Source organism: Aquibacillus rhizosphaerae (genome assembly GCF_030282825.1).
GTDB lineage: Bacteria > Bacillota > Bacilli > Bacillales > Amphibacillaceae > Aquibacillus_C > Aquibacillus_C rhizosphaerae.
Genome location: NZ_JASTZU010000012.1, coordinates 61293 through 72663 on the forward strand (window position 1 = coordinate 61293; position 11371 = coordinate 72663).

General features: G+C 36.8%; 10 protein-coding genes. All 10 read left to right on the plus strand.

Features of this window, described 5'->3' with window-relative positions; all coding sequences use genetic code 11:
* Nucleotides 1–337: 337 nt before the first annotated feature.
* The 10 genes from QQS35_RS02060 to QQS35_RS02105 all read left to right on the plus strand — a co-directional run bounded on the left by QQS35_RS02060 (nucleotide 338) and on the right by QQS35_RS02105 (nucleotide 11344).
* Nucleotides 338–1105, plus strand: coding sequence for a DeoR/GlpR family DNA-binding transcription regulator (locus tag QQS35_RS02060; protein ID WP_285930101.1), 768 nt, complete (start codon nucleotides 338–340; stop codon nucleotides 1103–1105).
* Nucleotides 1106–1630: 525 nt separating this feature from the next.
* A complete protein-coding gene (locus QQS35_RS02065) occupies nucleotides 1631–2452 on the plus strand; it encodes a carbohydrate ABC transporter permease (RefSeq protein WP_285930219.1) in 822 nt (273 codons plus the stop codon).
* A 21-nt stretch (nucleotides 2453–2473) separates the two neighbouring features.
* Complete coding sequence (locus QQS35_RS02070; protein WP_285930102.1) at nucleotides 2474–3319, plus strand: carbohydrate ABC transporter permease; 846 nt, start codon at nucleotides 2474–2476, stop codon at nucleotides 3317–3319.
* Nucleotides 3320–3349: 30 nt separating this feature from the next.
* On the plus strand, nucleotides 3350–4669 hold the full coding sequence (locus tag QQS35_RS02075; protein WP_285930103.1) for an ABC transporter substrate-binding protein: 1320 nt from the start codon (nucleotides 3350–3352) through the stop codon (nucleotides 4667–4669).
* A 14-nt stretch (nucleotides 4670–4683) separates the two neighbouring features.
* Entirely contained in the window at nucleotides 4684–6129 is a 1446-nt protein-coding gene (locus QQS35_RS02080) for a CehA/McbA family metallohydrolase (RefSeq protein WP_285930104.1), read from the plus strand.
* 21 nt (nucleotides 6130–6150) lie between these two features.
* Complete coding sequence (locus QQS35_RS02085) at nucleotides 6151–6921, plus strand: HAD family hydrolase (protein ID WP_285930105.1); 771 nt, start codon at nucleotides 6151–6153, stop codon at nucleotides 6919–6921.
* Between the two features lie 699 nt (nucleotides 6922–7620).
* Complete coding sequence (locus QQS35_RS02090; RefSeq protein ID WP_285930106.1) at nucleotides 7621–8514, plus strand: helix-turn-helix transcriptional regulator; 894 nt, start codon at nucleotides 7621–7623, stop codon at nucleotides 8512–8514.
* Between the two features lie 576 nt (nucleotides 8515–9090).
* The gene (locus tag QQS35_RS02095; protein WP_285930107.1) at nucleotides 9091–9438 is read left to right on the plus strand and encodes a VOC family protein; all 348 of its coding nucleotides are present in this window, start codon (nucleotides 9091–9093) and stop codon (nucleotides 9436–9438) included.
* Nucleotides 9439–9481: 43 nt separating this feature from the next.
* Nucleotides 9482–9799, plus strand: coding sequence for a hypothetical protein (locus QQS35_RS02100; RefSeq protein ID WP_285930108.1), 318 nt, complete (start codon nucleotides 9482–9484; stop codon nucleotides 9797–9799).
* 681 nt (nucleotides 9800–10480) lie between these two features.
* A complete protein-coding gene (locus QQS35_RS02105; protein ID WP_285930109.1) occupies nucleotides 10481–11344 on the plus strand; it encodes a YitT family protein in 864 nt (287 codons plus the stop codon).
* Nucleotides 11345–11371 lie beyond the last annotated feature (27 nt).

The window sequence follows — 11371 nt, forward strand, 5'->3', positions numbered from 1 at the left end:
AATGTTGGAGAGTCTCATCTTTTTTGATGGAGCTTTGGGCCTAGTGAGGTGGAGTGGGATTATATGCCCGTTCAAGGTTGTTTTATCTACTTTCATTGATTGGAAATGCTCGTTGTGGCATGCGATATGACTGTTGCGATTTGGTATATCTACTTTCGGTCCTAGTATATGCCCTTTCAGGTTTTATATATGTACCCTATGTTTAGAGGAAATAGTAAATGATATCATCACAAAATGTTAACAAATTATTATTACCAATTTAACAATATAGTGATATACTAAGTTTGTGGGTTTATGTGGGTTACCTAGTTAGTTTGAACATAAAGGACGTGTACCTATGTTGGCGGAGAAAAGGCACAAAATAATATTAGAAAAGTTAGTGAAAGAGAAATCGGTGAAAGTAGCTAATTTAATGGATGAATTTGGTGTGTCTGATGAGACAGTTAGACGTGATTTAGAACTCCTTGAATCAAAAAAGCAATTAAAGCGAGTTCATGGTGGTGCTGTCATTGAAAGACAGGATGAGAATAAAGAAGAAAAATCGTTTATAACAAGAGAGTTTTTACATGTAGAAGAGAAAAAAGAAGTTGCCTTAAAGGCAATCGAATATGTGCAAGAAGGACAATCAATTGCTATGGATGTTAGTACTACGAATACGGAATTTGCTAGAGAGCTTAAGAAGCATTTCAAACAATTAACCGTACTTACTAATTCATTACCCATAGCTTATGAGCTGTCTGAAATGCCTCACTTTACTATCATTCTAGCAGGTGGTATCCTGCGTAATGAGGAATTGTGTGTCATAGGTGAAATGACAGAGGATTTCATTTCACAGTTTCACATTGATACATTGTTCTTAAGTGCAAGTGGAGTTTCCTTGCAATCAGGTATTACAGACTACGGTGTTCATGAATGGCATGTGAAGAAAAAAATGCTTAAGTCATGTAAGAAGTGCTTTGTGTTAGCAGACAGTAGTAAGTTCGATGCTGTTTCATTATTAAAGGTATGTTCCATTAATGAAGTGACTGGGATTATAACCGATTCGCAACTCCCGGATAGTACGAAGCAAAAATTCATATCAGAAGGTATAACATTAATTAACTAAGGAGCATTTAACAATGCTTCTTTTTTGTGTTTATTTGGATTATTAAGTGGTATTGTGGGTTTATTTTGTGTGAAAAGCTCTTTATTTTGAGTAAATCATACGAATTAGCTATTAAATAGATGATATATACCTCAAACTTCTTTATAAGATAGATTAAGAGGAAATGCGGATGAATAAGCGGTTTGGAAAGAATTTAGTTATCCGTTATTATTTATATAGGAGATAACCCACAACATTTAACCACAAAGTAAGTAGGAAAAAATTGGGTTTTCCAACATAATAACATCAAGATTCACACTTAAATTCAACAAAAGTCCATTTTTTTACACATTCTTAAAACTCTCTTTATACTATCTTTACAACTATGATTGATAATGAATATATCGGAGAGGGATAAAGGAGGCCGAAAGATTGGAAACAGTCGCAGAAACGTCAAAAGTAGAAACACAAGCAAAGACGAAAAGAAAGAGTAAGTTAAGCGCATTAAAAGCTTTTACACCTTGGTTTTTCGCATTACCAGCTTTAGTGCCACTCGCAACATTTTGGATATATCCAATGATAAATTCGTTTTATATTAGCATGACAGATTGGGATTACATCAGTCCAGGTTATACTTTCGTATTTTTTGAAAACTATCTTAATTTGATCAAAAATCCAGTATTTTATGAAGTGCTTTGGAATACGGTGTATTTCACACTCGGCACTGTAATCCCAACAATTATTGGAGGGTTACTTCTCGCACTACTGGTTGTGAAAAACCAACGTGGTATCGGAATTTTCAGGACTGTTCTTTTCTCACCATGGGTGACACCAACCGTTGCGGTAGCTATTGTCTGGTCATGGATATATGAACCAGAGACAGGGATAGCGAATTGGGTTTTGTCTCTGTTCGGGTTACCAGGATTAGAATGGACGAGTAGTTCTCAGTGGGCGATGCCGGCAATAATTATTGTAACGGTTTGGAAAGGGCTCGGATGGGCAATGATTTTTTATCTAAATGCACTAAAAAGAGTACCTACTGTTTTATATGAAGCGGCTTCGATTGATGGTGCTTCAAGTTTTCAAAAGTTTTTAAAAGTAACGGTGCCACTTGTATCACCAACCACACTTTTTTTAACGATCATCACGATGGTTGAGTCGTTGCAAGCGTATGACCAGATTCAAGTAATGACCCAAGGTGGACCAGCAGGAAGTACAAGAACATTACTATACATGTACTATCAATCTGCATTTGAGGAATTTAACATGGGCAAAGCGACAGCACTAGCTACGATATTGATTATTATCACGGCTATCTTATCACTCGTTCAATTTAAGTCGTCTAAGAAATGGGTTCATTATCAATAACATAAAGAAAGGAGAAAATAAATGAATACGAGAACAGTTTGGTCTAATACCGTCTTGTCTGGAAAATATCTTTTACTAACCTTTCTCAGCTTTCTCATGTTTTTTCCATTTTTATGGATGGTGAGTAGTGCATTAAAAACAAAGGAAGAAATTTGGCAGTTCCCACCAACGTGGTGGCCAGAAAATCCGCAGTGGTCTAACTTTCTCGAAGCATGGGAGATGGCGCCATTTGGTTTATACATATTTAACAGTGTATTTACAGCCACGGTCATTGTTGTTTTGCAATTAGTCACTGCGGCAATGATTTCGTATGCATTTACACAATTCAAGTTTAAGGGTAGAGACGCACTATTTACGATTATTCTAGGATCTTACATGCTACCTGTTGCTGCCACTTACGTACCAAGTTACGTTCTATTAGCAGATTTTGGATTGCTAGATACATATAGTGGGATTATTGTATCGAATGCGGTTAGTGTGTTTGGGATATTTCTTCTTAGACAAGCATTTATGCAAGTTCCAAAAGAAATGGTTGAAGCAGCTAGAGTGGATGGTGCAACTCATTGGAGAATATTATGGAAGATTTTCCTTCCACTAACACTTCCTTCATTTGTAACATTTGGTCTAATTAGTTTTGTTCAAATGTATAACAACTATCTATGGCCTTCACTAATTATAAAAAGTGAAGAAAAGATGTTGATTACGCAAGGGATTCAAAAGTTTTTTATGCAAGAAGGTGGATATGGATTACAGTGGCCACTAATTATGGCAGCAAGTAGTTTTGTTGTTTTTCCACTATTAATATTATTTATTTTCGCGCAAAAGTTTTTTGTATCAGGTATTAATGATCAAGGGGTTAAAGGTTAAACAGCTTTATAAAAATGGGAGGCAATAAAAATGAGTAATCTATTAAAAACGAAGTTATCTGTAATTTTCTCTATGCTTATTCTAGTTGGTGTACTAGTCGGATGTTCTGATTCAGATGGTGAAGCAAATGCTAGCCAAGGTGACGATGCCGCAAGTGATGGGCCAGTAGAAATTGAATTTTGGTATGGTCAAGGTGGTACATTAGCTGAAACGATTGAGCGTTTTATTTCTGAATTTAATGAAAAACAAGATGATGTTATTGTTACTGGTGTGACGCAAGGTAACTATGATGAAACGTATCAAAAGCTACAAGCTGCTATCGCTGCAAAAGAGGTTCCGGCAGTAGTACTTCTTGAAAATGACATGACTCGTAATTTAATTGAAAAAGAAGCCTTAGCATCCATGGATAGTTTTATAGATTCAACAGAGGATTTTAATGCCGACGATTTCGTACCTTCATTTTATCAACAAGGAACGGTTGATGGAAGTCAATACGCGCTGCCATTATACGGTACTACACAAATTATGTATTACCGTAACGATGTATTCGAAGAGATGGGTTTAACAGAAGATGTTTTTAAAACATGGGAATCACTAGAAGCAGCAGCAGCAAAAATTAAGGATGAAAAAGACATTGCTGGTTGGATGCCGATGTGGGGAACAGATAACTTGATTGATGCATCATTAAGCCGTGGTGGAGAAATCCTAAGTGAAGATGGTACGGAAGTCTTGATTGCTTCACAAGAATGGATTGATACGTGGGAATTTTTCCGTACAGCAATTCATGAAGATGAATCGATGGCAATTAATCACGGTGGACAAGGTTGGGAATATTGGTATAAGACAATTGATGATGTTATGCAAGGTAATGCCTTTGGATATACAGGTTCTAGTGGTGACCAAGGTGATTTAGATTTTGACATCTTATCAGCAGCGCCACAACCAGGTTGGGAAAGTCATGCAGCAGCTCCATTTGCTGGAGCATTGTTAGGAACCATTCCAGCAACAGCATCAGAGGCGCAACAACAAGCTGGATTCGAATTCCTTTCTTTCTTTACTAGTGCCGAGAAAACAGCAGATTGGTCTATGAGCACAGGTTATATTCCGGTTCGTAATTCAGCAACTGAGGTTCCTGCATTTGCAGCATATGCAGAAGAGAACCCACAAAGCCTTGTGCCATTGGAACAGGCGCAAACAGCAACGCCTCCATTTGTTGATCCAACTGGTGGTAAAATCTTAGATGCGTTATCGATTGCTGCTGATAAAGTTGAAATCGAAGGTGTTTCTGCTGAAGAAGCTTTAACTGAAGCACAAGAAGTAGCACAGAATGCGTTAGATTCAGTCGAGTAAATTGGAGGGGTTAGATGATTCGTACCGATAAAAATAAACTAAGTCGAGTTATGGATGCACAACATGTGATAGAAACATTTAATATAGAGCAAACAACTAATCTATTGGAATTAACTTTTTCCTTTACTGAAAACACATGGGCTTTCCTATTACTCTGGGATTCAAATGAAAAATTAAGATGGCAATATTTATATACACAAGATGATAAAGATAAACGGATTACTATCGGAGAGAGTTCTTCTCTCTCTTCTTTTTCATCCGTTGCTGGTACCATTCCAAAAGGATATTGGAAAATAGAAATTTTTTGCATGACCTATAAGAAATCCCCTGTTTTTAATTTAACAATGGAAGATAATCCTGAACAAAGCAACGTACCTGATGAAATGATTAATGTAGTTAACTGGGCGACTGTTGGTGAGACTTCTGGTTTTGAATTAACTTCCTATGATAGTAGTAAAGTGTTAAAGTCTGGCTACCAGTGGTATAAGGGAGATTTTCATACACATACAAGCCAAACAGACGGAAAAATGACACCAAAAACAAACATTCAACAAGCTAAGAAGATGGGTTTAGACTTCTTTGTTGCTACGGATCATAATATTGTGCCAACGAAATGGGTTGATGATAATCAAGTACTAGTCATACCTGGCGTGGAAATCACTTCATCCCAAGGACACTTTAATGCTCTGGGAGTAAACAAATGGTTAGATTGGCGCCCAAGCTGTGAGGATGGTGGAATGGAATCGGAAGTTGGTATGAACAGGATTTTAAAGGAAGTTAAAGAAGCCAAAGGGTTACGTTCGATTAATCATCCGAATCTAGCGCCATGGCATTGGACTTTCCAAGAAACCGATTTAAATGAAGTAGAAACGATTGAAATTTGGAATGACCCAACTTTTGAGGATAATATACAAGCGACCGAGCAAGCATTGGTCATTTGGGACACGTTGTTAAATGATGGACATCGCATTTTTGGTATCGGCGGTTCAGACTCGCATCTATTACCAGAAGATAGTTATAAAGAGGGCGGACCACCATCTCTAATCGGTGACCCAGCAACTTATGTGTATGCAAAAGACCTATCAGCCGATTCAATACTGAAAGCAGTATCGGAAGGGAAAGTGTATGTATCTCGTGGACCAGCTATCGATATTGTGGTTGTATCAGGTGAAGAAAAAGTCGAACTAGGTAGTCAATTCCAAGCAGATACGGTTGAATTTTTATTGAATATAGAAACTACGGAGACGGACCTAGTCATTGAATGGGTTGTTAATGGGGAAATTGAAAAAACAACGCCTGTATCAGATACATTTATTAAAGAAACGTTTGATTTTACAGATAAATCATTTGCTTGGATTCGTTTTAATGTAAGAAAAAAGAATGGTGAGTTATTAGCCTTTGCAAATCCTGTATTTAAAGGAGAAAAAGAGACTTCTATCAACACCTGGGGAAATCTGTAACAGAAGGCAGGTTGTCAATCATTGAGAAATATAAAAGCTATATTATTTGATAAAGACGGAACATTAATGAATTTTCACTCCGTTTGGACAAAATCCATTAAAGAGTTATTGCAAGAATTAAGTAAGATGATGCCTGATAATGACAACGCGTATAAGGAATTATCTGCATCGATTGGACTACACGGTGATGAACTTGATGGTAACGGTATTTTGGCAGGCGGAACCGTCAAGGATATTGCAGAAGCATTTGCATTGATTTTAAATAAACATTCACAAGATGTGGAATTAAATGATTTAAATCAATGGATATCGAGTAAAATGCTTCTCTTAACTAAGAAGTATATAACAGAGATTCGTCCTGTCTCAGATGACTTGGAAGGATTGCTGGCACAGCTTAACAAAAAAGGAATTGCGATAGGCATTGCAACTGCGGATGACTATTTAACAACAGAGGTTTGCCTCGAACATTTAAAGATAAAGAAGTACTTTGACTTTGTTTTTACATCAGACAAGTTTCCATATAAGAAACCAGATCCAAGTGTTTTAATAGCTTTTTGTAATCACTACAACTTAAAAGCAGAAGAAGTTGCAGTCATCGGAGACACACAAGTAGACTTAAACTTAGCTAAAAACGCAGGAGCAGGGTTAGCAGTAGGTGTTCTGTCTGGGGCAAGTAATCGCAGTCAATTAGAACCTTTAGCCGATATTATTTTAGGTTCGGTAGCGGATATCTTAAATAAAGATGACGAATTCATTTGGGATTCAGAGCCATATAATAAAGAAATATCATAGTATACTAAAAGGGCAGTCGATTTAATCGATTGCCCTTTTGCTTTTTGATAGCTTTGTGCTGGCTGCGGCTGGGACTGATGGGAGGATATACCCGTTCGGAGCGTGTATATGTACTTTTAGGGAGTATAAATGCCCGTTGGGGCGTGCGGTATGCCCGTTCAACATTAGAATATGAACTTTCGGCCTGCGTATATGCTCGTTGGATCACACGATATGCCCACTCAACACCGATGTTGCATCAAAATAGCGATATGCTCTTTCAGGTCTATTATATGAACTTCCATTTACTATAAATGCCCTTTCTACCTCTTCATATGTCCGCTGGATTCAGTATATCTACTTTTGTCCCCGGTATATGCCCTACAGCACTTACAATGTCCCCGAGTTAGTAATTTGAGCAAACGATATGTACACCCTTAACAATGTTTTACCTAAGAACATCGAAAATGTAGGCTCGAACCTAAAAACTAATCAAAGGTGTAAGATTTGTTGTTCAAATAAGACTCAAATCAATAAGAGCAGTATTCCGCAATAGGTTGAGGGAGCAAAGGGGGGACAAATTGTAAATAAGATATCTAAGTCTTTTTGATATAATAAATATTTTAGAGAAATAAATAAAGCCGCCAATATTAGCACAAAAAGTCAAGTCTCTTTAACTTTATATAGTTATAATTGAATTGAAGGTTAGGAGGTATCTGGTTGGTCTATAAAGAGCACGAAAAAACTATTCAAGAAACATTAAATTTTATTGAACAACATCTAACGGATAAATTGCAACTTCCTTTATTAGCTGGATACGCTGGTTATTCAAGGTTTCATTTTCACCGTGTTTTTCGGAAAATTATTGGGAAATCAGTTGTTGATTATATAAGAGAACGTCGGATTTCCCAAGCATCGAGAGATTTAATTGCTACGGATTATAGAGTTATAGACATCGCTTTGCATTATCAGTTTGGATCAGAAGAATCTTTTATAAGAGCTTTTAAAAAGGTATATGGCATGGCACCCGGCCGTTATAGGAAATTACTCAGAAAAATATTTGATAAAGGAGAATCTATTATGGTTAAAGATAGCAATATACCAAGCGGTTGGATTATGACAGGGGAATCACCATATGATTATGAAACAGGCTTAGACAGTCGAATAGTGCATAGCGGTAATTACTCTGCATATTTGAATTCAAAGGATGAAAAAGCACGGGGCTTTGCTACATTGATGCAACAAATTAAGTCAGATCGGTATCAAGGAGAGCGATTACGATTTTCTGGATTTGTAAAAAGTATAGATGTTGAAGGAACGGCAGGTTTGTGGATGCGTATCGATCATTCTTCCGGAGAAGTACTTGCATTTGACAATATGATGAATCGACCAATCAAAGGCACGAATGAATGGAATTATTATAGCGTTGTGATGGATGTTCCAGTGAAAAGTGAAGTAATTGCATTTGGAATATTATTAAATGGCACTGGTCATATTTGGATGGATGAACTTAGCTTTGAAATAGTGGATGAAAGCATTCCAGTTACCGTTCAGAAAACCTCAGAAGACCTATCCGATAAGCCTGTCAATTTAAATTTCGAAAGTATTGATTAAGATGATCAGAAGATATTTGGTTTAAGAAGGAGAGTACTAGCCATGAAGAGAGTGTTATCAATTTCATTATTTGTTGTTAATTCACTTACCTTTCTTATCGGTCTCGGATTTTTATTTGGTGACGATAAGGATGATAAAGCTTTAAAACAAAAGTAGTGATATTCATAGTGAATGGGCGCGTATCAAGAATATGTGATACGTGTATTTTCTATTTAAAGTGCCAGATAATGAAGCAACTTCAATATTACCTAGTAGCCTAAAACTAGGCACGAGGGTCCCCACTATAAAATAAATTGCTTTATGGCTAATGGACAGCCATCGATGATGTAATTCTCACCTACAGTGATGAAGACAAATAGTGGAGTGACCGATCTTCAACTCATTCTTTTTTACTAGCTTATGTCATGTATTAGATACCAAGTATTGGAAGCTTACTAGTATGATAAGTGAGTGCTAATCACTGTTTTAATTCATATGGCTATTTCATCACTTTCAGCAAATAAAATCGCTCTACTTATGATAAAATTAAGCATATAATTTCTAAAAATTCAATTAAACTTAAATCTTATGGGGGAGATGAACATGTTTTCAAATAAAATTGGCGGAGTTTTTATTCCAGTTAGTAATGTTGAAGTTGCACGTGATTGGTATTGCGATATTTTAGATTTGCCAACAGACGGAGAAATTTACTTTGGGCATATCTATGTTCTCCCGTTAGATGGACCAAATATTGTACTTGATAGTAAAATATATGCTCCCGAAAATATATACAACGTCCCAGCTTTTCAATTGCAAACCGAAGATATCAATAAATCATATGAGTATTTAATAGGAAAGAATGTTCATATAACAACTGAAATCGAGAATGGACATTGGTTCAACTTTAAAGATCTAGATGGAAATCTAATAATGGTTTGCAAATAAATTGAGAATTAAAAGATATTTAATTGGTAAAAGGGGAGTTGATATGTCCAATGAAACTGTTAGTGAATGGTTAAGAAGTGAAGGGTTATCTAATACTGACATTGATTTTATTGAAACAGTTTTGACGTTTACATCTACTGCTAAAGGACTTAACAATAAATTAGATGAAATTAACAAAGCATTTCAAACATCTTTTCCTGACAAAAAAGCAGAGATTGATCCCAATTTAACATTTTGGCAATTTGAGAAAATACTACATGATAATGGGTTACTCATTGATTTAAATGAAATGTTGATTAGATATAAGGCACAAGGTCTTTGTGTGTATCTCTGTAATGAACTGTTAGAAAGCCAGTTATAAAATATTGTTTCATTAAATGTTGAACTTCTGGAATGTAATTATGTTGAATTTTGAGTTACTTTAAGAAGGGAATTACTTAGAATTAAGTGGCAATGCCCTTCCATTAACAAGAAATGCCTGTAGCGTCACATGATATGCCCACTCAACCCCAAAAAATGCCCGTAGTGTCACTGGATATGCCCGCTGCATCTAGGTATATCTACTTTCGGCCATCGTATATGCCCGCTCAACACAGGCGTCTCAGCCAAAACAGGAAATGCCCACTGACCACAAAAATATGCCCTTCCATTAACTACAAATGCCCTTATCGCCACTGGATATGCCCGCAGCATCCAAGTATATCAACATTCTGACCGGGTATATGCCCACTCAACACAGGCATCTCAGCCAACCTAAGAAATACCCACTCATCCAATAAATTTGCCCTTTTATTAACTACAAATTCCCGTAGTGCCACATGATATGCCCGCTGCATCTAGGTATATCTACTTTCGGCCTCCCTATATGCCCACTCAACCCAGATATATCTACCTCCACCCCAGATAAATGCCCATTCGACGCAGTTGAACATTTTAACACTCCACTACTATACAGTGCTAAATACAGTTGTGATGGGGCTTTGGGGATGTTATACTCCTTTAGGTTGATTACAGAACTAATGACATAGAGGTGTATAACATGATGACAAAATATAGACGGGAACCGATGCCGTCGTTTCTTATTAATATGATTGAATATTCGTTGGTTCTAGTCGGGTCTTTTTTAGTTGCCACAGCGTTTAATGTGTTTTTACTTCCACATGAAGTTGCGTCTGGTGGCGTTGTAGGTATTAGTACGATTACGAAATCATTATTTGGATGGGAACCGTCCGTTGTACAATGGGCTTTGAATATCCCTTTATTTATTGCAGGTGTTGTTATTCTTGGTAAAAATTTCGGTGTTAAATCACTTGTAGGGACGATTGTGTTACCGTTCTTTGTTTATTTAACGAAAGATTGGCCGCCAGCTACTCCTGATCCGCTACTCGGTGCTATTTTTGGTGGAATGGGTGCAGGGCTAGGTCTTGGGATTGTTTTTCGAGGTAAGGCATCAACTGGTGGAATTGATTTGGCAGCGCAAATCTTCCATAAATTTTTCCCATTACCATTAGGTATCTGTCTTGCGCTATTTGACGGATTTATCGTGTTAACAGCAACGCTTGTATTTTCAGTGGAGCAAGGGTTATATGCATTAATAGCACTGTTTGTAACGAGCCGCACGATTGACTTCGTTCAAGTCGGACTTAACACATCAAAAAATGTAATGATTATAACCGACCAAATAGAAGAAGTTAGACAAATTTTACTGAAAGATATTGACCGTGGTGTAACTGTTTTAAATGGTACAGGTGGCTATACAGATGAGGAACGCAAAGTTCTTATGTGTGTTGTAGCGCAAAATGAATTTAGCAAAGTAACCCAAACCATAAAACGTGTCGATCCAAGCGCTTTTGTTGTAGCAATGAATGCAACGGAGGTACTTGGTGAAGGATTTAAAACTTCATAATTTTTAATAGTAAAGAGTTTGCGAATT